The 23,914-nt window shown below is 47.7% G+C and carries 22 protein-coding genes; 16 read left to right on the top strand and 6 right to left on the bottom strand.

What is annotated here, in order from left to right; genetic code table 11:
- The first annotated feature begins 9 nt into the window (after positions 1-9).
- The 6 genes from MUB35_RS09650 (at position 10) to uraA (ending at position 7,695) form a co-directional block, all read left to right on the top strand.
- Positions 10-1,011 (top strand): LacI family DNA-binding transcriptional regulator, encoded by a 1,002-nt coding sequence (locus MUB35_RS09650; RefSeq protein WP_244806108.1) that lies wholly within the window; start codon positions 10-12, stop codon positions 1,009-1,011.
- Positions 1,012-1,087: 76 nt separating this feature from the next.
- Positions 1,088-2,110 (top strand): TRAP transporter substrate-binding protein, encoded by a 1,023-nt coding sequence (locus MUB35_RS09645; protein WP_033143270.1) that lies wholly within the window; start codon positions 1,088-1,090, stop codon positions 2,108-2,110.
- Positions 2,111-2,614, top strand: coding sequence for a TRAP transporter small permease (locus MUB35_RS09640; RefSeq protein ID WP_148392341.1), 504 nt, complete (start codon positions 2,111-2,113; stop codon positions 2,612-2,614).
- A 23-nt stretch (positions 2,615-2,637) separates the two neighbouring features.
- Positions 2,638-3,945, top strand: a complete 1,308-nt coding sequence (locus tag MUB35_RS09635; protein ID WP_103732854.1) for a TRAP transporter large permease — start codon at positions 2,638-2,640, stop codon at positions 3,943-3,945.
- Positions 3,946-3,966: 21 nt separating this feature from the next.
- The gene (gene uxaC, locus MUB35_RS09630; protein ID WP_244806107.1) at positions 3,967-5,382 is read left to right on the top strand and encodes a glucuronate isomerase; all 1,416 of its coding nucleotides are present in this window, start codon (positions 3,967-3,969) and stop codon (positions 5,380-5,382) included.
- A 1,050-nt stretch (positions 5,383-6,432) separates the two neighbouring features.
- A complete protein-coding gene (gene uraA, locus MUB35_RS09625; protein WP_244806106.1) occupies positions 6,433-7,695 on the top strand; it encodes a uracil permease in 1,263 nt (420 codons plus the stop codon).
- A 64-nt stretch (positions 7,696-7,759) separates the two neighbouring features.
- On the opposite strand, the gene MUB35_RS09620 is transcribed toward uraA, so the two are convergent.
- The gene (locus MUB35_RS09620; RefSeq protein WP_033140919.1) at positions 7,760-8,218 is read right to left on the bottom strand and encodes a GNAT family N-acetyltransferase; all 459 of its coding nucleotides are present in this window, start codon (positions 8,216-8,218) and stop codon (positions 7,760-7,762) included.
- Between the two features lie 261 nt (positions 8,219-8,479).
- On the opposite strand from MUB35_RS09620, the gene MUB35_RS09615 reads away from it, so the two are divergent.
- Entirely contained in the window at positions 8,480-8,929 is a 450-nt protein-coding gene (locus tag MUB35_RS09615; protein ID WP_227211541.1) for a hypothetical protein, read from the top strand.
- On the opposite strand, the gene MUB35_RS09610 is transcribed toward MUB35_RS09615, so the two are convergent.
- Genes MUB35_RS09610 through MUB35_RS09595 form a run of 4 tightly spaced genes read right to left on the bottom strand, consistent with a single transcriptional unit; the run spans position 8,930 to position 11,981 of the window.
- Positions 8,930-9,685, bottom strand: a complete 756-nt coding sequence (locus MUB35_RS09610; RefSeq protein WP_244806105.1) for an ABC transporter permease — start codon at positions 9,683-9,685, stop codon at positions 8,930-8,932.
- A complete protein-coding gene (locus MUB35_RS09605; protein WP_244806104.1) occupies positions 9,682-10,650 on the bottom strand; it encodes an ABC transporter ATP-binding protein in 969 nt (322 codons plus the stop codon). Before MUB35_RS09605 ends, MUB35_RS09610 begins: the two co-directional genes overlap by 4 nt.
- Before the next feature lie 6 nt (positions 10,651-10,656).
- Positions 10,657-11,112 carry a GyrI-like domain-containing protein gene (locus MUB35_RS09600; RefSeq protein ID WP_033140923.1) on the bottom strand — a complete coding sequence of 152 codons (456 nt, stop codon included), beginning with the start codon at positions 11,110-11,112 and terminating at the stop codon, positions 10,657-10,659.
- A 2-nt stretch (positions 11,113-11,114) separates the two neighbouring features.
- Positions 11,115-11,981: an AraC family transcriptional regulator gene (locus MUB35_RS09595; RefSeq protein ID WP_244806103.1), complete on the bottom strand. Its 867-nt coding sequence runs from the start codon at positions 11,979-11,981 to the stop codon at positions 11,115-11,117.
- A 501-nt stretch (positions 11,982-12,482) separates the two neighbouring features.
- Between MUB35_RS09595 and MUB35_RS09590 the strand changes: the two genes are divergently transcribed.
- Positions 12,483-13,523 carry a CapA family protein gene (locus MUB35_RS09590; protein ID WP_052099377.1) on the top strand — a complete coding sequence of 347 codons (1,041 nt, stop codon included), beginning with the start codon at positions 12,483-12,485 and terminating at the stop codon, positions 13,521-13,523.
- A gap of 155 nt (positions 13,524-13,678) precedes the next feature.
- Here the strand turns inward: MUB35_RS09590 and MUB35_RS09585 are convergent, their stop codons facing one another.
- Entirely contained in the window at positions 13,679-14,842 is a 1,164-nt protein-coding gene (locus MUB35_RS09585; RefSeq protein WP_033139523.1) for an IS110 family transposase, read from the bottom strand.
- A 270-nt stretch (positions 14,843-15,112) separates the two neighbouring features.
- Between MUB35_RS09585 and MUB35_RS09580 the strand changes: the two genes are divergently transcribed.
- The 8 genes from MUB35_RS09580 to MUB35_RS09545 all read left to right on the top strand — a co-directional run bounded on the left by MUB35_RS09580 (position 15,113) and on the right by MUB35_RS09545 (position 23,865).
- Positions 15,113-15,799, top strand: a complete 687-nt coding sequence (locus tag MUB35_RS09580; protein ID WP_227211533.1) for a hypothetical protein — start codon at positions 15,113-15,115, stop codon at positions 15,797-15,799.
- A gap of 128 nt (positions 15,800-15,927) precedes the next feature.
- Positions 15,928-16,602, top strand: a complete 675-nt coding sequence (locus MUB35_RS09575) for a response regulator transcription factor (protein WP_033140926.1) — start codon at positions 15,928-15,930, stop codon at positions 16,600-16,602.
- A gap of 17 nt (positions 16,603-16,619) precedes the next feature.
- On the top strand, positions 16,620-18,113 hold the full coding sequence (locus MUB35_RS09570) for a sensor histidine kinase (protein WP_158587269.1): 1,494 nt from the start codon (positions 16,620-16,622) through the stop codon (positions 18,111-18,113).
- A 144-nt stretch (positions 18,114-18,257) separates the two neighbouring features.
- On the top strand, positions 18,258-18,986 hold the full coding sequence (locus MUB35_RS09565; protein WP_103731277.1) for a polyphosphate polymerase domain-containing protein: 729 nt from the start codon (positions 18,258-18,260) through the stop codon (positions 18,984-18,986).
- The gene (locus MUB35_RS09560) at positions 18,979-19,668 is read left to right on the top strand and encodes a DUF4956 domain-containing protein (RefSeq protein WP_103731276.1); all 690 of its coding nucleotides are present in this window, start codon (positions 18,979-18,981) and stop codon (positions 19,666-19,668) included. The genes MUB35_RS09565 and MUB35_RS09560 overlap by 8 nt, the downstream gene beginning before the upstream one ends.
- A gap of 5 nt (positions 19,669-19,673) precedes the next feature.
- Positions 19,674-21,452, top strand: coding sequence for a carbohydrate-binding domain-containing protein (locus tag MUB35_RS09555; protein ID WP_103731275.1), 1,779 nt, complete (start codon positions 19,674-19,676; stop codon positions 21,450-21,452).
- A gap of 138 nt (positions 21,453-21,590) precedes the next feature.
- Positions 21,591-22,529: a cysteine synthase A gene (gene cysK / locus MUB35_RS09550; RefSeq protein ID WP_103731274.1), complete on the top strand. Its 939-nt coding sequence runs from the start codon at positions 21,591-21,593 to the stop codon at positions 22,527-22,529.
- Positions 22,530-22,557: 28 nt separating this feature from the next.
- Positions 22,558-23,865 (top strand): O-acetylhomoserine aminocarboxypropyltransferase/cysteine synthase family protein, encoded by a 1,308-nt coding sequence (locus tag MUB35_RS09545; RefSeq protein WP_244806102.1) that lies wholly within the window; start codon positions 22,558-22,560, stop codon positions 23,863-23,865.
- Positions 23,866-23,914: the final 49 nt, after the last annotated feature.

Below are 23,914 nucleotides of genomic sequence, written 5' to 3'. Positions count from 1 at the left end.
CGTGGGATTATGAACATATACGATATCGCGAAGCTTGCAGGGGTTTCCATTGCCACCGTATCACGAGTGGTCAATGACAGCCCAAAGGTGAGTGAAAAGACAAAAGAAAAGGTACGGGCAGTCATGGCAGCAAATGACTATATACCCAATGTATTTGCCAGGGGCATGAGCCTGAACTCCATGAAGACAGTGGGAATCATCTGTCCAAGTGTTTCAGACCATTATATGGCATCTGCTGTGGCATATCTGGAGAAGAACCTGAGAAATTACGGTTATGACTGCATTTTATACTGCAGCGGATATGAGCAGGAGGATAAGGAGATCTCTGTGCAGATGATTCTGCAGAAACGCATTGACGCGCTGCTTTTAGTGGGCTCCTGCTACGCGGGGGACAAGGAGTACGGGGAAGACATTACTTATATTAAGAAGGCTTCCGAAGAGATTCCTGTGTTTATTATGAACGGTTTCATTGACGGGGAGAATATCTACTGTATGCTCACAGATGATTACCAGTCCGTGTTTGATGTCGTTTCCGCTATGATCGCCTCAGGCAGAAAGCAGATCCTGTTTCTCAGTGATTCTTATTCATACAGTGCCATGCATAAGCTGCAGGGGTATGAGGATGCCCTGAAGGCTGCAGGCATTCCGGTGTTCGGGGAGCGCAAGGTCTACATCAAAAATGAGATCCATCTGGTGCGGGACATTCTGCTGGCCAGAAGAGATCTGGTGTTTGACGGCGTCATTGCCACAGATGACGGTCTGGCAGTGGGCGCAGTAAAATACGCCAGGGCAAAGAAGCTGTCCGTACCGCAGGATATCAGTATTATAGGTTACAATAATTCAGAACTTTCCATTGGATGTGAGCCGGAGCTGACATCCATAGACGGCAGGGGTGACTTGTTATGCAAGATGACAATTGACTCCCTAATGGAGGTCTTAAAAGGAGAAAGCGTGGAGCACAGAAAATATGTGCGGTGCCGTCTGGAAAAACGGTGCACCACAGATTTTTGATAAAAAGCCCATCGCCAAAGGCGGTTTTAAAATTTCCGCATAAACGTAGCGGAAAAAGAGTGAAAGGAAAAGAATCATGAGAGGATTAAAGAAAGCCTTTATACTTGCTTTATGTGTCACTGCAGTTCTGGGACTTGGCGGCTGTTCTTCCATTAAAAGTGAGAAGAGAATCGTTCGGATTTCCCATGCCCAGTCTGAGACACATCCGGAGCATCTGGGACTTTTAAAATTTAAGGAATATGTGGAGGAGAATCTGGGAGACAAATACGAGGTTCAGATTTTTCCAAATGAGATACTGGGTTCCGCACAGAAGGCCATAGAGCTGACGCAGACAGGAGCCATTGACTTTGTTGTGGCGGGCACAGCCAACCTGGAGACTTTTGCAGATATATATGAGGTGTTCAGCATGCCGTATCTGTTTACTTCCGAGGAAGCCTATCATGAGGTAATGGGCGATACGGACTATATGAATCAGGTCTATGCGTCCACGGACGAGGCAGGTTTTCGGGTATTGACCTGGTACAATGCGGGAACCAGAAGCTTTTACGCAAAAAAACCGATTCATACACCGGAGGATCTAAAAGGCCTGAAAATCCGTGTACAGCAGAGTCCGGCCAGTGTAAACATGGTAAAAGCTTTCGGCGCGGCTGCCTCCCCTATGAGTTTCGGCGAGGTTTACACCGCCATTCAGCAGGGTGTCATTGACGGTGCGGAGAACAATGAGCTTGCCCTTACCAATAACAAACACGGGGAAGTGGCAAAATACTACTCTTACAACAAGCACCAGATGGTGCCGGATATGCTGATCGGAAACCTGAAATTTTTAAACGGACTGAGCAGTGAAGAACGTGAAGTATTTGAACAGGCTGCCCTTCTGTCCACAGAGGTGGAGATGGAAGAGTGGGACAAGCAGGTGGAAGAGGCAAAAGATATTGCGCAGAACCAGATGGGTGTGGAGTTCATTGACGTGGATGTGCAGGCATTTAAGGACAAGGTGTCCAATGTGCAGCAGGATATGCTGGATGATAACCCGGACATTCAGGAATTGTATGACCATATCCAGAAAATCAATGAGAAATACGCAAAGGAGGAAGAGTAAATGAAAGCCTTACATTCAATCCGAAAAGTTATCAATACGATCTTAAGCTCTGCCTGTGCTGTTATTTTTGCGTTTATGGTATGCATCGGAACCTATCAAATCGTGATCCGTTACTTCTTCAACAGTCCCAGCACCGTTTCCGAGGAGCTTCTGACCTACAGCTTTACCTGGATGGCGCTGCTTGCCTCCGCTTATGTGTTTGGTAAAAGAGACCATATGCGTATGGGATTTTTAGCAGATAAGATCACAGGGACAAAAAGAAAAGTCCTGGAAATTGTGATCGAAATCCTGATCATGCTCCTGGCCGGAAGTGTTATGATTTACGGCGGAGCTACGATCATGAACCTTACCATGACCCAGAAGACGGCTTCCCTGGGAATCCCCATGGGTATCATCTATACGGTCGTACCGCTTTCCGGCGTGCTCATTGTGCTGTACTCCATTTTCAATATTGTGGATCTGTGCAGCGGATATGAGCAGGAGCACCGGGAAGTGAAAGAATAATCTGAGGAAAAGGAGTTTCGATTATGAATACAGCATTAGTTTCAGGATTGATCATATTGGTTCTGCTGGTCATCATGCTGCTGGCAGGTGTGCCCATTGCAGTAGCGCTGGGAATCTCTTCCGTATGCGCCATTCTGCCGGTTATGGATACAAGTGTTGCGGTTCTCACCGGCGCGCAGAGGATTTTTTCCGGTATTTCCGTGTTCAGTCTTCTTGCCATACCGTTTTTCATTCTGGCCGGAAATATCATGAATAAGGGCGGCATCGCGGTCCGTCTGATCAATCTGGCAAAGCTCATCACAGGACGTGCACCCGGTGCGCTGGCCCAGACAAATGTCATTGCAAACATGCTTTTCGGAGCCATTTCCGGTTCCGGTACAGCGGCAGCCTCAGCCATGGGGTCCATCATCGGCCCGATTGAGAAGGATGAGGGATATGACCCTAACTTCTCCGCGGCTGCCAATATTGCCACTGCCCCAACCGGGCTTTTGATTCCGCCAAGCAATGTTATGATCACCTTCTCCCTGGTCAGCGGCGGAACTTCTGTGGCAGCGCTCTTTATGGCGGGCTACATACCCGGGATTTTGTGGGGACTGGCATGTATGCTGGTGATCTATTTCATTGCAAAGAAAAAAGGATACCGGGCAAAAACAAAATTTACGTTTAAAGAAGCCATGAAAATTGTTTTACAGGCTCTGCCGTGTCTGCTGCTTATCATTATTGTGATCGGCGGTATCATCGGCGGTATCTTCACAGCCACAGAGGGGTCTGTGGTGGCGGTTGTATATAGTCTTGTTTTATCCCTGTTCTTTTACCGTTCCATCAGCTTGAAGGACCTGCCCAAGATTTTCAAGGAAAGCGCTGAGATGACAGGTATTATTATTTTCCTGATCGGTGTTTCCAGTATTATGTCATGGGTTATGGCATTTACCAATATCCCCACAGCCGTTTCCAATGGTTTGCTGGCCATCAGCAGCAACAAGATCGTTATCTTCCTGTTGATCAATGTGATTCTGCTGATTGTAGGAACTTTCATGGATATGACACCTGCCTGCCTGATCTTCACACCGATTTTCCTTCCGGTGTGTACGGCGCTTGGCATGAATCCTATCCATTTTGGTATCATGCTGATCTTCAACCTCTGTATCGGAACCATCACACCGCCTGTGGGCACCACACTGTTTGTGGGCGTCAAGGTGGGAAAGGTGAAGATAGAGACGGTGTTCAGACAGCTTTTGATCTATTTTGCAGCGATCTTCGTTGTACTTATGCTGGTAACTTATATCCCGCAGCTCAGTCTCTGGCTGCCAAGTCTGATGGGATATGTGTAAAATAAAAGGAGGTAATGTTTTATGAAACAGTTTATGGACAAAGATTTTCTATTGAGCACCCCCACCGCACAGGAATTATATCATGACTTTGCGGCAAAGGTGCCGGTTCTTGACTACCACTGCCACATCAATCCGCAGGAGATCGCAGAGGACAGAAAGTTTGAGAACATCACACAGGTATGGCTGGGCGGAGACCATTACAAATGGCGCCAGATGCGTTCCAATGGTGTGGAGGAGCGTTATATCACCGGAGACGCACCAGACAGAGAAAAATTCCAGAAATGGGCGGATACACTGGAGAAAGCCATCGGCAATCCTCTGTTTCACTGGAGTCATCTGGAGCTGCAGCGGTATTTCGGATATACAGGTGTGTTAAACGGTGACACGGCAGAGGAAGTATGGAATTTGTGTAATGCAAAGCTTCAGGAGGCTTCCATGAGTGCAAGAAATCTGATCCTCCAGTCAAATGTTACGCTGATCTGCACCACCGACGATCCGGCAGATGACCTGAAATGGCACAAAATGCTGGCAGAAGATGAGAGTTTCCCGGTACAGGTACTTCCTGCATGGAGACCGGATAAGGCCATGAATCTGGAAAAACCGGATTACGGTCAGTATCTGGAGACACTGGCAGAGGCGGCTAATATGGATATCCAGTCTTTTGAGGACTTGAAAGCAGCGCTGAAGTCCAGAATGGCATTTTTCAATGAGATGGGCTGCCGGGCGTCAGATCATGGGCTGGAGTATGTCATGTATGTTCCGGCTTCTGATGAGGAGGTTGAGGCTGTCTTCCAGAAGCGGTTGAATGAGGAGACGGTTACCAGGGAGGAAGAGCTGAAGTTTAAGACAGCGTTCATGCTTTTTGTTGCCGGGGAATATGCGAAGATGGGCTGGGCTATGCAGCTCCACTATGGATGTAAGCGTGATAATAATACGGATATGTTTGAAAAACTGGGGCCGGATACAGGGTATGACTGTATCAATAATTATGCGCCGTCAGGTCAGATCGCAGATTATTTAAATGCGCTGAATGCAGAGGGAAATCTTCCGAAAACGGTGATTTACAGTTTGAATCCCAATGATGATGAGGCAATTGGAACAATCATCGGGTGTTTCCAGAATTCAGATGCTGTGGGAAAGATTCAGCAGGGGTCTGCATGGTGGTTCAATGACCATAAGACAGGGATGACAAAGCAGATGACATCTCTTGCAAACTTAGGTCTGCTGGGGAACTTTATCGGAATGCTGACGGATTCCAGAAGTTTTCTTTCTTATCCGAGGCATGAGTATTTTAGAAGGATACTTTGTGAGATGATCGGTAATTGGGTGGAAAATGGAGAGTATCCTAAGGATATGAAGATGCTGGAGAGGATTGTGAAGGGGATTTCTTATAATAATGCGGTGCGTTATTTTGGGTTTGAACTGGAAATGAAATAGAGATAGGGGAAAAGAGTTCGTGTGGAAGTTGCATGCGGGCTCTTTTTTTGCGGCAAAGGGGACGGGATGAGGCGGTGTGCAGCCGGGGACGGCGGGCGGGGGTCTGTTTGTGTCCGCTCGACGTTCCAGGACTGTGAACTAACCTCCACTCGCGCCTAAGTTTCCGTAGGAGGTGGATTTCACAGACCCTTCCACTTAACCTCGCTGACACAAACAGCCCCCCGCCCGCCGTCCCCGGCTGCACACCGCCTCATCCCTGGTTTTCTCAGGGCAGAGTTATGGATTAGATATCATTTGGGTAATAATGAGGTCTGTCAGTTTGAAAATTTTGGATTTACGTATGGATTCTAAAGATTTTTCTTGAATTATATGTAAAAATAGGTGAGTTAGCGGTGAAAATTTCTTGGATTACATACGAAAGGTAAGAGGGGATTTCAAATTATCTGTAAAGAGAGGAAAAACCATGACGAAACATCTTAAAATTACCTACAAAAGTCAAATGCTACTTTCAAATTATCTGTAAAGAGAGGAAAAACCACGGCGAAACACCTTAAAATTACCTACAAAAGCCAAATGCTGCTTTCAAATTATCTGTAAAGAGAGGAAGAACCACGGCGAAACACCTTAAAATTACCTACAAAAGCCAAATGCTACTTTCAAATTATCCGTAAAGAGAGGAAAAACCACGGCGAGGCATCTAAAACTACCAACGAAAGCTAAATATCTTTTTCCAATTATCTGTAAAGCAGGAAAAATCTGTGTTCATCCTTTGTGACTAACTGTAAAATAAAGAAAATCTGCAGTCATAATATGTGCCGGTTCTGTATATCACCAGGTGTTTTCATTCTGCAGACATGAAAAAGCAAGGCAGCCAGCCATGGTATGAAGCAGAATGTACCATATCGGTACTGCGTAAATCATATTACTTGGCACGGAATGTTCTGGGGACAGGGGAGGATGAAAGAAAGGAAAAACGGCGATTTTTGTATGGAAGATTGTAGCTTATTGTGTTAAAATAAACCGAAAAGGAATTTAGAGAGGAGAAATATTGTGGAAAATCGAAGAATTATCCAGGTGGAAGAGAAAGTTCCGCCAAAGCTTCTGATACCGCTCAGTATTCAGCATATGTTTGCCATGTTCGGGGCGTCTGTGTTGGTTCCGTTTTTGTTTGGAATCAATCCGGCGGTGGTTCTGTTTATGAACGGTGTGGGGACGCTGTTGTTTATACTGATCACTAAGGGGAAGGCGCCGGCCTATCTGGGGTCCAGTTTTGCTTTTATTGCGCCGGCCAGTATTGTGATCAGTAAGTTTGGATATGCCTATGCGCTTGGCGGGTTCGTGGCAGTGGGATTTTTGGGGTGCATCCTGTCTTTCATTATTTATAAGTTTGGGTCGGATTGGATCGATATTGTGCTTCCTCCGGCAGCTATGGGGCCGGTTGTGGCGCTTATCGGTCTGGAGCTTTCTTCTACGGCGGCCAGTAATGCGGGGATGCTGGATGAGGTGGTCAATCCGAAGAATGCCATTGTGTTTTTGGTGACGCTTGGTGTCGCTGTGATCGGGTCGGTGGTGTTTCGGAAATTTTTGTCCGTGATTCCTATTCTGATCGCTATTCTGGCAGGATATGCGGCAGCACTTCTCTGCGGGATCGTGGATTTTACGGAGGTGGCGAATGCCTCAATTTTTGCACTGCCGAATTTCTCTGCGCCGAAATTTAATCTGCAGGCAATCCTGATCATTCTGCCGGTTATTCTGGTCATCGCCTCAGAGCATATTGGACATCAGATCGTAACAGGGAAGATTGTAGGAAGGGACCTGATCAGGGATCCGGGTCTGCACCGTTCTCTTTTTGCGGATAATTTTTCTACTATGATCTCCGGGTTTATCGGTTCTGTGCCGACTACCACTTACGGAGAGAATATTGGGGTTATGGCTGTGACAAGGGTTTACAGTGTGTATGTGATCGGCGGGGCAGCGGTGCTTTCGATCATCTGCTCTTTTGTAGGTAAACTGTCAGCCCTTATCAGTACCATTCCGGGACCGGTCATCGGGGGAATCTCCTTCCTTCTGTATGGTATGATCGGTACTTCCGGTATCCGTATTCTGGTGGACGGACGCGTGGATTACGGACGTTCCAGGAACCTGGCACTGACCTCGGTTATTTTTGTGACCGGGTTGTCGGGAATTTCGGTGAAATTTGGACAGATTGAATTGAAGGGTATGGTTTTGGCCTGTGTAGTGGGTATGCTTTTAAGCCTGCTGTTTTATGTACTGGACAGATTTAAACTGACCAATGATCTGGAAGAAGAGTAAGAGAAGAGATGAAAGAAGGGGGCTGTCGGAAAGCAGTCCCCTTTTTTTCGTCTGCCAAAGAAAATCAGGGTTGTATGCTGCGTTCAAAGAAAGAGATAGCAATACCTCCGGACATATATTCTTTTGTTATTTTGAAATTGAATTTTTTATAAAAATAGTGATTCTGTGTTTTATCGGAAGGTGTCTCCAACGCCCAGTGTCTGGCGTTGGGGTATTTTTTATCAAGAAAACGCATGGCTGTCTGTCCAATGCCTTTGTTGGCGTATTTGGGTATGACACAGAGAGCGCCAAGATAGTAGGACTCATCCCCTTCCGGCCTGACAGAGACTGCGCCAACAATGGCGCCATCAGCGATTATCTTATAAACATCACGTTTTTGTAAGTTATCCAGAATGTCATTTTCTGTTTTGTTATATCCCGGGCATTCCCCGTACTTTAAATAGTCGCTGTAAAAACTCATATTATAAACTTCGGCAAGCCTTTTAGCGTCGCTGCGGCATGCTTTTTCTATTTTAATTATCATGGGATAACTCCTTTTGGCTGTAATGGATTATGGATTGATTACTCTATTTTAAACATTTGGTACATAAGTGTCAATTATTTTGAAGCAGCAGGGCAGCAATCAGAAGACAGGTGGCAATTACGGCCGCATTTATCCTGACAGGTGCAGCATGAAAATGGATGTAAGAACAGGAATATACGGCCTTGACTCTCACATAATGTCATCGTTTATACTTATTTTAAAAAGAGAAACTGAAGTAAAAAGGGGAGGGACATGTTTACAATGTGCAAAGAATGTTATATTGACAACAGCCGAATCACACCGCTGCTGAATCCCGTAGACTGCCTGAGTCATCATACCCAATATATCTGCGGAACATGCGGGCGCTGTATTTGTATAGAACGGGATTTGAGAAGAGGGCTGCAGAGATGGAATTTCCCCTTTCAGTCTCTGGAACAGGCAAAGCTTTATCTGCGCACAGCGGATGTGGCCATGAAAAAGTCTTGCGGCATCTATGAGATAAAGAGCAGCCGGGGAAGAATTTCGTATAAAATTTTCCCCGGTGAAGAAGAACTGCAGAGTTACCTGAAAAAGAACAGAAACAAAATATGTGAAGCCATGTCACCTGTCTTTTCCGTGAAAGAATACCGGGAGTACCCATTTACCCGGGTGCGGAGGCTGACGCATGAAGAAATAGAGAGGTACATGCAGGAGAAAAATAGGCAGAAATGATCACAGATCTGTTTCCCTGTTCAGTCTGACGGCAGCAAAGCAAAATCCCAGTCCGCCCATGAGCAGAAGCAGACATATGGTGAAGACTAACTCACGGCCTGACACCGCTTTGCCCAGCAAAATGGAGCGGATGCTGTTGATCACATGGGTAAAGGGATTGCCGCTTACCAGGATTTTCAGTATACCGGTGATTCTATCCACAGGAAACAGCGCAGAGCTTAAAAAGAACACGGGCAGCACAATGGCGTTCATCACAGACTCGTACACCATTTCATTGGGAAGGATCAGGCTGATGCCGTAACAGATTCCGGACATAAAAAAGGCAGTCAGAAAGATCAGAAGCAGAATGATGCAGAAGCCTGATATACCGGTACGGAATCTCACGGAAAAGAAAAGGCTGATGAGCCCCATAAGGCCGACTTCCAGAAAAGTGCAGAGAACACCTTCCAATATCTGCCCCAGTATGACGGAGGTTCTTTGGACCGGAGCGATGAGAATCCGGTAGAAGCTTCCCTCTGCCTTCAGCATATAATTCATGATTCCGCTGCTGCTGCACACAGAGAAGGAGACCAGCACCATGAGGCCGGGCAGGATAAATGCCGTGTAATTTCCTATCTCTGTGCCCTGCAAGGTCTGTCCTGCCACGGCGCTGTATAATACCAGCCAGAGAACTGGCTGCGTCAGGGTGATGATAATGGTGAGCTTGTTGTGAAAGCGCCATTTTATATTTTTCCATAAGATCGTAAAGACTGTCATATGCATGCCTCCTGTTTGCTGTCCTCTGTGAGTTTCAGAAAAATATCATCCAGGGACGGCTGTTTTATCTCAATGCCCAGAAAGGGAATCTGATTCTTTAACAGAAACACATTGGCAGTTTCCATATCGCGGCGGATATCTTCCGTAAAGAGCAGACAGCAGTTGTCCTGTATTCTGATCCTGTCCGGCAGAAAGAGACCGGACATCCGTTTTACAGAATCCCCGGCGGCAGATTTGGAAGAAAAGGTGATCCGGATCATATCCTGTCTGATATACTGCCTCAGGGCAAAAGGGGTTCCCTGGGCCACTTCTTTTCCCTCCTTCATGATACAGACTGTATCACTCAGACTGTCAGCCTCCTCCAGATAATGTGTTGTGAGAAAGACAGTGGTGCCGAATTCTTCCCGGATCTTCTCCATCATCTTCCACATAGCCATGCGGGACTGGATATCCATGCCCACAGTAGGTTCATCCAGAAACAGGATTTCCGGTTCCGACATAAGGTTCAGAGCAATGTCCAGCCGCCTTTTTACGCCGCCTGAATAGGAGGAGACGGGATATTTCAGATATTGTGTCAGGTCAAATGCGTCAATCAGCATGTCCATGCGTTTTTTTGCCGCGGCTTTCGGAATTCGGTATAGACGGCTCTGAAACATCATATTTTCTCTGAGAGACAAATGCATATCAATAGAGGTCTGCTGGGAGACACAGGCAATTTTTGCCCGTATGCGCTCCGCGTCCCGGTTAAGGTCCAGGCCCAGAACAGATACCTTTCCGGAACCGGGTTTCAAAAAGGTGGTCAAAATTCGTATGAGTGTTGACTTGCCGGCGCCGTTCTGCCCAAGAAGGGTAAAGATCTCGCCCCTTTTTACTGTCAGGCTGAGGCCGGACAGGGCCTGCACGCCGTTTTTATATTGCTTGTACACCTGTTCGGCACAGATGGCGTAAGGTGATGTCTGCTGCATGGCCTATCAATCCTCCTCAATGGGAAACTGGATTTCCGTAATGTATTTATCCGGGTTTCCTTTTATGATCATGCCCGGTCCTTTGAGGAAAATCTCCCGGAAGGGAGGTCTTAGAACCAGGTGGTGCTCTGCGGCAAAGTGATCGATTGCGGCATATGCCTGAAAAAGTGTATCATAGGAACCGGTATGTGTGACGCAGAGCGCCCGTATGCGGGGGAAAACTTTCACATTTACACTGCTGCCGGCCGGTGTTTCCTGCGTGGGGACACACAGTTCCATATTCCCCATTTTCGTTTCCGGGTCCATGCTGAGATAGGAGAAGAAAGGAGACCCGTTTGTCTTTCCGCGTACGGATTGAAACACTTTGGGGAACATGCGGTTTGCTTTTGCGGCGTCTCCCCGATATTTCATGTATGCAGCCCGTATGGGCTCGATTTCTCTGATTTCTACTTTGTGATCCATGATCATTCCTCCTTATTCTTTGTGATTGCGATCCATACCTGAAAATGTCCGTTCTCCGGCTGTTTTTCATATATGGGATAGACTTCCACATCCGGCAGATAGGCGTACTCGTAACCGGAGAATGGAAGCCATTCTGTCATAAAGCGGCGGAAAATGCTCTGCACCTGTTCTTTCAGGCTGCCGTCACTTTCAAACACAACCCATGTGGCAGCGGGGATTGTGTAGTCCAGCATATCTTCCGGCACCGGCCCTTCTGTCTGGGCAGCAATATAATAGAAGATATTCTGTGGGTCCCGGTAAGTGCTGACGCCCAGTATATTCCGTGGTTCCCGGTCAGCAAGGGCGCAGATTTCCCGGAATTTCGGGCCTTCCATGGTTTGTTTCCAGAAGGCGGGAATGCCTTCCATGTTTTTCTCCATGTTTTCTGTCAGGGATATGCGGATACCTGCAATGCGCATAGGACCCTTCTGTTCAATCCGGTAGGCCATGGGCGTTTCTCCTGTCACGGTCACGGAAAACGTGACGGCAGGATAGGCATGTAACACACATCCCTCATTTCTGGCGGCGGTGGGGGGAATGCCATGGACACTTTGAAAGGCGCGGTTAAAGGAAGTTGGGGAAGTATAGCCGTATTTTAAGGCGATATCCAGAACCTTATGGTCTGTGCGCTGCAGTTCAAAGGCAGCCTGGGTCATTCTTCTCTTCCTGATATAGTCAGACAGGGGAATACCTGCCACATAGGAAAACATTCGCTGAAAATAATAGGTGGAGCAGCAGGCAATCTCCGCTGCTTTGTCATAGGAAATTTCCTTGTCCAGATTTTCCTCAATATATGCGATGGCACTGCTCAGTTTTTTTAACCATTCCATTTTTCTGCCTCCTTGCTTACAGCATATCTTATGAAAAAAGTATAATCCTCTCTTTTTATGTCCTGTTTTGTAAAGGGATATACAGGAGTTTGGAATGACAGCAGAAAACGTTTGTGCATATACGATTTACGTTGGTGCTGTTATCGCGCAAAACCTATTATAGTCTGATAATATAGAACCGGAACCTATGGTGCAGCAGAATGTTACACATCTATAACGCATTTTGTCATAGATTACATCCGGAATCAGGCTTAAACAGTGGATTGAAAGAGGAAATTTTACATAGTTGCTACGGGACATGTTAAGAATTTATTTTTTATTGTACATAGAAACGCAAAAATAGTCACAAACTTTGTCAGTTCATTAAAAAAATAGTCATGAGTTTGTTCTATTAAAGTCGTGTAAACGTAAAACAAGATTGCTTATATTAGTAACATCTTTTCTATATAATACCAAACATGGACAGCAAATCCAGTTTTTTGCTGCAAAAGAGGGATTATTATGGATAAAAAGATAAGAAGGAACCGAATCAGGCGGGCACGCAAGGTCAGACGCATGAAGAAAATGCTGACATCAGGAGTTCTTCTGCTGGCAGCCCTGCTTTTTCTCTCCCTGGTGTTTGTACCAAAGGTATCTGCAGAGAGGGAATTAAAGGCCAGATCAGCCCGGGAGGCGGAGCTGGAAGCCAAGATGACAAAGGTGACAATAGGAGCGATCGGTACCTGTATCTTTGGCGATGAGCGGGGAACAGGTATAAAAGGCAGTTTCCTGGAGACATACGAGAAGAAAGAAAACCCTGCCTATTTTTTTCAGAATGTGAAAACAGAGCTTGAAAAGGCGGATGTAAATGTCACGAATTTTATCGGTGATATGTCAGAGGAAACGGCGGCAGGCAGGAAGCATCCCATCAAAGGACAGAAAGAATACGCGGAAATCCTCAAAGAAGGTTCCATCGATCTGGTGAACCTGGCGAATGACAGAACAAAGGACTATGGACAGGACGGATATTATGACACGGCTATCGCGTTAAATGAAGCGGGAGTCGGAGCTTTCGGACATGACCGTGTCTCTTTCAAAAATATAAACGGGATTCAAATTGGCTTCATCGGCATTGATGTGCTTGACAGATCCATGGATATGCAGGCACTGCTGGTTAAAAATATACGGCTTGCTGAGGGTGCAGGCGCACACATGATCGTCGTGTGCATGAACTGGGGCAAAGAAGGGGCCCAAAAGCCCGGCAAAAGTCAGGAGGAGTGGGCACACAGAGCCGTTGAAGCGGGGGCAGATCTGGTGCTGGGGTATCACCCATCCCATGTACAGCAGGTAGAGAGATATGAGGGGAGTTATATCATATACAGCCTGGGAGTATTTTGTAATGGGGCAGATAAGAACCCTGAGGTTTGGGACAGCGTGATATACCGCCAGACATTCGGGTTTTTGGATGGAAAGCTTGTGAAGGCCTGGGAACCGGAGCAGATTCCATGCAGGATATCATCCGATTCCGGAGAAAATAATTTTCAGCCGGAATTGGATGTATAAACCCACCCCTGAAAGAAATAAACAAAGGAGACCAGCTATGAAAAGTCAACCCTAAATTAGCAAAAGATTATATTTATTTTCTGACCGGAAAAATGGCTAACTTTAATAGAGCTCCCATAGGGTGCTTTTTAAAAATATATATGAACGGTCAGATATTAATCCAAATTAAACGAAACGTTGTCAGTGAGCATTTTATAAATGATGCGAACCAACTTCCCGGCACAATGACCTAAGGCATTGTAATGGGACTTTCCCTCTGAGATTTTCTGATCATAGTAATCTTTAAAGGTTTTGTTGTTTTTGACAACGTTATGTGCTGCATTTATCAAAGCGTAGCGAAGGGGACAAGACCCACGTTTGGACATCTTGGTATGGCTGGCGTTAAAGTTTCCAGACTGATAGACAGTCGGATCAAGACCAGCAAATGCAAGCACTTTTGATGGGCTGGAGAAGCGCATAATATCGCCAATCTCGCCCAGTATCATTCCGCCATTGATAAAACCAATGCCCGGAATGGTCATAATGATGGAAGCCAAAGAATTGACAATCAATTCCATTTCAGATTCAACGTCATGAACCTGGCTATCCAGTAACTCGATCAGTTCAATGGTCTGAGTAATCTGAGTAGATATAGAACTGTCGTTGCAACCGACAGACTTCTGTGCCAGAATCCTTAATTCAGTCGCTGTGTCTTTCTTGAAATGACCGTGGGAGGAAACCTCAAGCAAGTGTGACAGATGGGTCAGGTGCATAGAAGCAATGTCTTTGGTCGTAGGTGCTTCTTTAAGAACTGCATACACAGATTTCTGGTGGATGCCAGATTTGAAGAAATACTGCAGTTCAGGGAAAGCCTGATCAACATACGACATTAGTTGAATCTTGCCCTGGGTACGTTTCTTGATTAGTTTCATGCGGAAACGCCCCAATTCCTTTAAGTGCATGATTGAAAGATCATGCTGCGAAAAGAAACGGTGAGGATCCATCATTAAAGTTTTAGCAATTATGTAAGTATCTACCTTATCCGTTTTTGTTTTGCGAATGTTGTTCTTTCGCATTGCAGAGGTCTGGATAGGGTTTATGACACAGACCTTGTAGTTATGTTTGACAAGGAATTCAAGAAGGTTGTTGCCATAGTGAGCCGTTGATTCAAGACCTATGATGAGGCTGTCAGGATCGAAAGAATCGAGCTTGTGAAGCAGCAGATGGAAGCCATCATAGTCATTTGTAAATTTGAACGGTTGAAGCATAATTTCACCATCTGAAGAAATGGCAGAGGCGAAATGGTTGAGTTTGGCAATATCAATGCCTACGTAAATCATAAGATCTCCTTTCTGAGTGTGATACTGTGACAATTCCACAGGTGTTTACCCTCATAGACTTGATTGAAATAAGTGCTCGGGAAGGAATTCCCTCGTGGCAATATCCAGCTTATAAATGATTCAGATAAAACCGTGGCAATACACTCCTTTAAGTAGTTGGACTACAGAAGAAAATCAAAAGTCCACAGCATCTGAATGTATTATGTCACATCACTAAAAGAAAGGAAAATGTGATGTTTTAGCTTCTATAAACATCATACAAGAAAAATAATGAGAACAGGAAAAATTATGGTTTTGGCGGCAGCGGCAATCTTATCGGCAAGTCTTCTGGCAGGTTGCGGCAGCAGCAATGAGGACAAAGATACAAAGACAAAGACAGAAGACACAGCAAAGAAGGATAAGACTGCAGAAAATGACAAGAACAAAAAGAAAGAAGAAGCAAAGGTCATAGAACCAAAAAAGAAGACAGAAGACGTAAAGGTATCGGACAAAAGTGATAATTCCGGCAGCCAGGAAACTGCCGGTGGAGAGGAGAACAGCAATCAGGATAAGACAGCCGGCCAGGAGCAGACAGACAGCCAGGAGCAGTCAGAGGAGAGTAATGAATCCGGCACCCAGGAGAATACAGACGAAAGCAGTGAAAATCAGGATGCGTACACAGATGAAGAAGGACATTACGATCCTTCAGGCGGCAGAGAGACATACGAAACTGCAGGATATGTGCTTGATGTGAATGGCAATACCATGCGGATTGATGAAGAGAACATAGGCGGACGTACTTATGGAGGTGAAGGAGAAGACAGAGCAGTCGAATATAATATAGGCATGGCGATTGTGGATTGTCCTGTTATTATAAAATCGGGCCTCAGCGTGGAAGTGGAGTATTATGTGGAAGATGGCGTGAATTATGCAGTACATATTTACAGTGACGGCGATGAGAAGGAACCCATTGGATAAAAAAATATATAGTTCCCGGAGCTGCAGAAGATCATCTGCGGCCCGGGGATTTTTTTAGCTTCTTTTAAGGTTTTTATGATAAGATAAAAGGTAACAAACAATCTTATCACAAAAACGGAGGGGAAAACATGCGTTTACTGCTTGCAGAGGATGAAAAGGAACTGGCGAATGCGCTGGCAGCGGTGCTGAAACACAACAAGTATTCCATAGATGTGGTTTACAACGGGGCAGATGCCTATGACTGGGCCCAGGCGGCTGAGTATGACGGTATTATCCTGGATATCATGATGCCGAAGATGAGCGGGCTTGAAGTGCTTGAAGCGCTCAGAAAGCAGGGAAGTACCGTACCGATCCTGCTTCTCACCGCAAAAGGAGAGATTGAAGACCGTGTGACAGGCCTTGACATGGGAGCAGATGATTACCTGCCAAAGCCCTTTGCCATGAAAGAACTGCTTGCCAGGATCAGAGCCATGACCAGAAGAAAATCAGAATTTTCCGCAAATATACTGGATTTTGAAGGTCTGACCCTAAACAGGGAGAATTTCGAGCTGGCTTATAAAAGCCAGTCTCTCCGCCTTGGAAATAAGGAATTCCAGATGATGGAAATGCTCATGAGAAATTCCGGCCAGTTCATCTCAGCAGAACAGTTTATGGAAAAGATATGGGGCTTTGAGGCGGAGGCAGAGGTGAGTGTGGTGTGGGTCTATCTCTCCTATCTGAGAAAAAAGCTGCAGAATCTGGAGGCGCCCATAGAGATCAGGGCAGCCAGGGGAATCGGCTATAAGCTGGAGAAAAAAGTCTGAGCCGGAAAGGTATGCATATGATTAAAAAACTGCAGAGAAAATTTGTCATGATCACCATGATCTCCCTGCTGGCTGTTCTGCTGCTGGTGGTAGGGGGAATCAATGGCTTGAATATTTTTCAGGTCACGGGGAAATCCGATATTCTTCTGGAAATGCTGGCTGAAAATGGAGGGAGATTTCCGAAACAATGGGACAAGGGAAACCATCCGCCCGGGATGACGGAGGAGACAGTGCCAAAAGACGCGGAGGAGACAGTACCGAAGGATGCGGAGGAGACAATGCCGAAGGACGCGGAGGAGACAATGCCGAAGGACGCGGAGGAGACAGTGCCAAAGGACCCCGAGGGGCAGACCGGGGAAGGACGGAAGCAGGAAGAGGCCTTTGCGGAACCGCAGGATAAGGGGATACGCGGAAGAGGTGGTCTGTTTGGCTATCGGATGTCAGAGGAGACACCATTTGAGACACGATATTTTTCCGTAACGATCCCGGCAGCAAAAGCGGGGTCTGAAAATGCCGCAGATGTCTCACAGATGCAGATAGATCTGACCCATGTGGCAGCAGTCACAGAGGAGGAGGCTGCTTCGTTTGCCGGTGAGGTGCTTAAGAAGGACAGGGAAAAGGGCTACTGCGGACAGTATAAATACCAGAAGACCGTTAAGGAGGACGGGCAGACCCTATTAGTGTTTGTGGACTGCGGCAATGATCTGCAGTCCATCCGGAATTTTGCCGTTATCTCCCTGATTGTGGCTTTTTTCTGTCTGGTGCTGGTATTGTTTTTGGTAAGCGTACTGTCCGGGCGGGCAATCCGGCCTGTGATCGAGAGCATGGAGAAGCAGAGGCAGTTTATCACAGACGCGGGGCATGAGATCAAGACACCCATTGCCATAATCCTGGCCAACGCGGAGGTGATTGAAATGTGTGAGGGGGAGAGCGAGTGGACCAGAAGTATCCGAAACCAGGTGGAGCGCCTGGGAGAGCTGGTCAGGAACCTGCTCACACTCTCCAGACTGGATGAGATGCAGGACAGGCTTCAGACTGCAGATTTCTCCTGTTCCGAGACTGTGAGGGAGTCTGTGGATGCCTTTGCTCCCATGGCGCAGGCAAAAGGTCTGAAGATGGAAAAAAACATACCGGAAGGCCTTTATATGAACGGATGCGAAGCCAATATCCGCCAGCTTGTCACCATCCTTATGGACAATGCAGTCAAATACAGCCCGGAAGAGGGCAGTGTAAGGGTATCTCTGGAGAAAAAAGAGCGGTATCTGGAGCTTTCCGTCTGCAACGACTGCCAGGAGATTCCGGAGGGGGATCTGAACAGGCTGTTTGACCGTTTTTACCGGGCCGACAGTTCCCGGTCCCGGGAGACAGGAGGCTATGGAATCGGTCTGTCCGTGGCCCAGGCCATTGTTAAGGCTCATAAAGGAAAGATTACAGCCAGGGCAGAAGACAGAGGCATCTGTTTTACGGCAAAGCTTCCGGTGAATGAAAAAAAGAATATGACCCTGAAATAGCGGATACTGTGCAGAAGCAGTACACGTGATACAGGGAAGGCAGACAGCAGAAATAAAATTTGCTGTCTGTCTTTTTAAGTTCATTTAAGGTTTGGGCGTTATACTGAGGTGGTAAGAAAGAACAGAATATCAAGGAGGAACATGATGGGCAGTAATCAGATGACATTTGAACGCTACGAGAAGAAATACCTGCTGGACGAAATCCAGTATAAAGAGTTTATAAAAAGGACCGGGGGAAGGATTGTCCCGGACGAATACGGGACAACCACCATATGCAATATCTATTTTGACACACCGGACGCCCGGCTTATCCGCACATCTCTTGAAAAGCCGGTCTATAAAGAAAAGCTGCGGCTCCGCAGTTACGGGACACCCGGAAAGGATGGGCCTGTATTTCTGGAACTGAAGAAAAAATATAAGGGAATTGTATACAAACGCCGGGAGAGTATGGTGCTGTCCGAGGCGGAGGGGTATCTTCTGCGCCATGAGGCGCCCGGAGTGGAGACACAGGTGCTGCGGGAGATTGACTGGTTTTTAAAGTATTACAGAGACATCAGGCCAGCCATGTACATAGCCTATGACAGAATCGCGGCTTATGATACGCAAAAGCCGGAACTGAGAGTGACCTTTGACTGGAATATCCGCTTCCGGAATCAGGAACTGGATCTGAAAAAGGGGACCTGGGGACAGCAGATCCTGGAGGAGGGGCAGCAGCTTATGGAAATTAAGATTCCCGGTGCCATGCCGGTATGGCTCTGCGAACTTCTGGACCAGCTTTGCATTTACCCTGTATCCTTCTCAAAATACGGCAAAGCCTACCGGATGCAGCAGGCAGAGGAAAGAAAAGACGAAGGAGGAAAATACTGTGCTTAATTCATGGTTTCAATCCATTCTTGTAAATGAAACAACCGCCGCATTTTCTCTTGGCACATTTCTGGCATGTACAGCAGCTTCTCTGGTGCTGGGAATCGTGATCGCGGTAATCTATATGTACCGCAATACCTATACAAAAGGGTTTGTGGTGACCCTGGCGCTGATGCCGGCCATTGTACAGATGGTGATCATGCTGGTCAACGGCAATCTGGGCACCGGCGTGGCGGTGATGGGCGCCTTTTCCCTGGTCAGGTTCAGGTCTGTGCCGGGAACAGCCAGGGAGATCAGCAGTATTTTCCTGGCTATGGCAGTGGGACTTGCCACCGGAATGGGGTATATCGGTATTGCGGCACTTTTTGTAGTGGTGATCGGCGCGGCAGATACCATATTTACAGTCAGCCGTTTTGGAGAGAAGCAGACCCGGGAACGGGCGCTGCGCATTACCATTCCGGAGTCACTGGATTATACAGAGGTATTTGAGGAAATATTCGAGCAATATCTGAAACGCTGGGAGTTGGTCCAGGTGAAGACCACCAACATGGGCAGCCTGTTCCGCCTGGATTATCAGGTTGTGCTGAAAAATCGGAAAGAGGAGAAAAAAATGATCGATGACCTGCGCTGCCGAAACGGGAACCTGGAAATCTTATGCAGCAGGACTGCAATTGTAAGAGAGGAGCTGTAAAACAGATGGATAATAAGAAAATGGCAGCAGTGCTTCTGGGTATTTTTCTGGCGGCAGGCACCCTTGAAGGATGCGGCAGCGGACAGGCAGCCGGTGAAAATACGGCTGAGACATCATCCGAAAGCAGCGGCAGAGGCGGCATGATGGCGGGGACCGGCAGTACAGAGGGTGTGGACCAGAACCTGGAACTGACGGAATCGGAGGTGGATACGGAATTTGCGGATCGGGATAAAGAGGGGATTTATGACGCGGAGGAGGTGGTTATGATAACCCTTGACGGGGATTCCATCCGGGCAGAGAGCGGCAGCGCGGAGATTACGGAAAGTACACTGACAATAACCGGGGAGGGCGTTTACCATATTACGGGAACGCTCAGCAGCGGACAGATCGTGGTGGATGCCGGGGACAGTGACAAGGTACAGATCGTCCTTGACAATGCGGCGGTCCACTGTGAGACAAGCGCTGCCGTCTATGTGAAAAATGCGGATAAGGTGTTTCTCACGCTGGCAGAAAACAGCGAAAACAGTCTGAGCGGGGGCAGTACCTATACCCAGACAGATGATAACACGGTGGACGGGGTGATTTTTTCAAAGGATGACCTTACCGTCAACGGAAGCGGTGCCCTGGATGTGACAGCCGCTTACAAACACGGCATTGTCTCGAAGAATGATCTGGTCATTACGGGAGGTGAGATCACGGTCAGCGCAGTGGAGCACTGCATGACAGGAAAGGACTGTATTAAGATACTGGACGGAACCTTTCATCTGACTGCCCAGGGCAAAGGGATGAAGTCAGAGAATACGGAGGAATCCGAAAAGGGGAACATCTACGTGGCAGGCGGCACCTTTGTCATTGACACAGAGGATGATGCCCTTCACACCGGAGGCAGTATTGTTCTGGACGGAGGCAGCTTTACTGTGGATGCAGGAGACGATGCCTTTCATGCGGACCTGGATATGGTTGTAAATGATGGGGCAATTGCCGTAAATGCCTGCTATGAAGGGCTGGAAGGCCGCAGAGTTGTGGTAAACGGCGGTGAAATCAGTCTGACAGCCAGCGATGACGCGGTAAACGCGGCAAAGGCTAAGACAGAAGAGGAGGAGGCGGATGTACCCGGAGGAAGAGGAGACGGCAGTATGGAGAATGACACGGAAGCCTACATCAAGATCACAGGGGGAACTCTGGAAGTGGACGCAGAGGGTGACGGCCTTGACTCCAACGGCAGCATCTTCCTGTCAGGCGGAACGGTGTATGTGAACGGGCCGGTGTCTGACGGGGATGGTGCCCTTGATTATAACGGAGGCGCGGATATCACAGGTGGCACCATCATCGCTGTGGGAAGTTCCGGCATGGCCCAGGGATTCAGCGATTCCTCCGCCCAGTGTTCCATCCTGCACAATCTCACCAATACCCAGGAAGCACAGACTGCTGTGACACTGCAGGACGAAGACGGAAAGGAGCTGCTTAGCTTTACACCAAAGAAAAAGTATTCTTCTGTACTGGTCAGCTGTCCGGAAATGCAGGAGGGAGAAACATATACCCTCACAGCGGGAAGTGAAAGCAGTACGCTCACCTTGGAATCTGTGGTCACCTCCAATGGCTCGGCGGGAGGCATGGGAAGAATGGGCGGCGGTATGAAAGGAGATATGCAGAAAGGCCGGAAACCCGGAGATGGCAGCCAGGAAATGCCGGAAGGAATGGAACCGCCGGACGGGGAAGTGCCGGAAGGAATGGAGCCGCCGGATGGAGAGATGCCAGAAGGAGAGGCCCCACAAGCCCTTTAAGGCTGACAGCACATACAGCAAAATCCCATATTGCATCCGAAAAAAATCGGGCAATATGGGATTTTTTTCTTGACATTAGAATCAAACACAGTTATAATTCCTATTAATTCGATAGGAAATATATGAAAGGAGAAAATGATGAGCAGAAATCATATTTATAGAAGTGCATCAGAACTGGTAGGCAGCACTCCCCTCATGGAGATGCGGAACATGGAAAGGGAGGAGGGGCTGCAGGCAGTAGTTCTCGCAAAGCTGGAGTATCTGAATCCCGCCGGCAGTGTAAAGGACAGAATTGCCAAAAACATGCTGGATACCGCGGAAGCGGCAGGGCTTATAGGCCCGGACACGGTTCTCATAGAACCTACCTCCGGCAATACAGGCATAGGTCTTGCCTCTATGGCAGCAGCCAGAGGTTACCGCCTCATACTCACAATGCCCGAGACCATGAGCGTGGAGCGCAGAAATATTCTGAAAGCATACGGTGCAGAGCTGGTACTGACAGAGGGCAGCAAGGGGATGAACGGAGCCATTGCCAAAGCGGAGGCGCTCAGCCGGGAAATTCCGGGCAGCTTCATTCCGGGGCAGTTTGAAAATACCGCCAATCCGGAAATGCACAGAAAGACAACAGGCCCGGAAATCTGGAAGGATACAGAGGGTAGAGTGGATGTCTTTGTGGCAGGGGTAGGTACAGGCGGAACTATCACGGGAACGGGAGAGTATTTAAAATTCCAAAATCCCAATGTGAAGATTGTGGCGGTTGAACCCACAGATTCCGCGGTTCTCTCAGGAGGCAGACCGGGCCCGCATAAGATTCAGGGCATAGGCGCAGGCTTCATTCCGGCTGTGCTGAACACAGACATATATGATGAGATCATGCAGGTGGAAAATGACGCAGCCATTGAGACTGCAAAAAAGATCGCGAAAAAAGAGGGCATACTGGTGGGAATCTCCTCCGGTGCAGCCATGTACGCAGCCATGGAACTGGCTAAAAGAAAAGAGTACGCGGGAAAAACCATTGTAGTGCTTCTGCCGGACAGCGGAGACAGGTATTATTCCACACAATTATTCCAGAACTAAAATATCAGAAAAGGCGAGGGTGACAAGTATGAAGAAAACAGAGAGAAAAGACAGGAACTTTAAATTCGAGACGTTACAGCTGCATGTGGGCCAGGAGGCTCCGGACCCGGCGACAGGTGCAAGGGCAGTACCCATCTACGCTTCCTCCTCCTATGTATTTGATGACTGCGCACATGCGGCGGCACGTTTTGATCTGTCAAATGCAGGCAATATTTACGGCAGGCTGACCAATCCCACCCAGGATATCTTTGAACAGAGGATCGCGGCGCTGGAGGGCGGTGCTGCGGCACTTGCCGTTGCCTCGGGTGCAGCCGCCATCGCCTATACATTCCAGAACCTGGCAAAACAGGGCGACCACATAGTCTCCGCAAAAAACATTTACGGCGGCTCCTATAATCTGCTGGAGCATACACTGCCGGACTATGGAATTGAAACTACATTTGTGGATATATTTAATAAGGAAGAAGTGGAGGGCGCAATCCGGGAGAATACAAAGGCTGTTTTTATTGAGACTCTCGGAAATCCACGCTCTGAGGTGGTAGATGTGGAAGCTATAGCGAAGATTGCCCACGCCCATAAAATCCCTTTGGTCGTAGACAACACATTTGCCACACCTTTCCTGGTGCAGCCCATCGCGTTCGGCGCTGATATCGTGGTGCATTCCGCTACAAAATTCATCGGCGGCCACGGCACGGCTCTCGGCGGCGTGATCGTGGACAGCGGCAGATTTGACTGGGAGGCATCCGGGAAATTTCCCTCTCTTGTGGAGCCCAACCCCAGCTATCACGGGGTCAGCTTTACGAAAGCGGTGGGTCCGGCAGCCTTTGTCACGAAGATCAGAGCCATTCTATTGCGGGATACAGGAGCCACCCTGTCACCCTTCCATGCCTTTTTATTCCTTCAGGGATTGGAAACCCTGTCCCTGCGGGTAGAACGCCATGTACAGAATGCGCTGAAAGTGGTAGAATATTTGCAGAAGCATCCGCTGGTGGAGGAGGTTCATCACCCATCTGTCAGCACGGATCCCGAACAGCAGAGGCTGTATAAAAAGTATTTCCCCAACGGGGGTGGTTCTATATTCACATTTGAGGTGAAGGGAGATGCCGGAAAAACCAAAGCATTTATCGACAATTTGGAACTTTTCTCTCTACTTGCAAATGTGGCTGATGTGAAGTCACTTGTCATCCATCCGGCTTCCACCACCCATGCCCAGCTCACCGAAACAGAACTTGCAGAGCAGGGAATCCGCCCCAACACGGTCCGCCTGTCCATAGGGACGGAGAATAATGATGACATCCTTCAGGATCTGGAAGAGGCGTTTAACGCTGTTTCCTGACGGATCCGGGAGGGCACAGGGGACAGTATCTGCCTTCGGACAGTAAGAA

This window comes from Blautia sp. NSJ-175, from assembly GCF_022867815.1.
Classification (GTDB): domain Bacteria; phylum Bacillota; class Clostridia; order Lachnospirales; family Lachnospiraceae; genus Blautia; species Blautia celeris.
The sequence above is the reverse complement of the archived record's forward strand: the minus strand, read 5'-3'. Positions and strand labels throughout refer to the sequence as shown.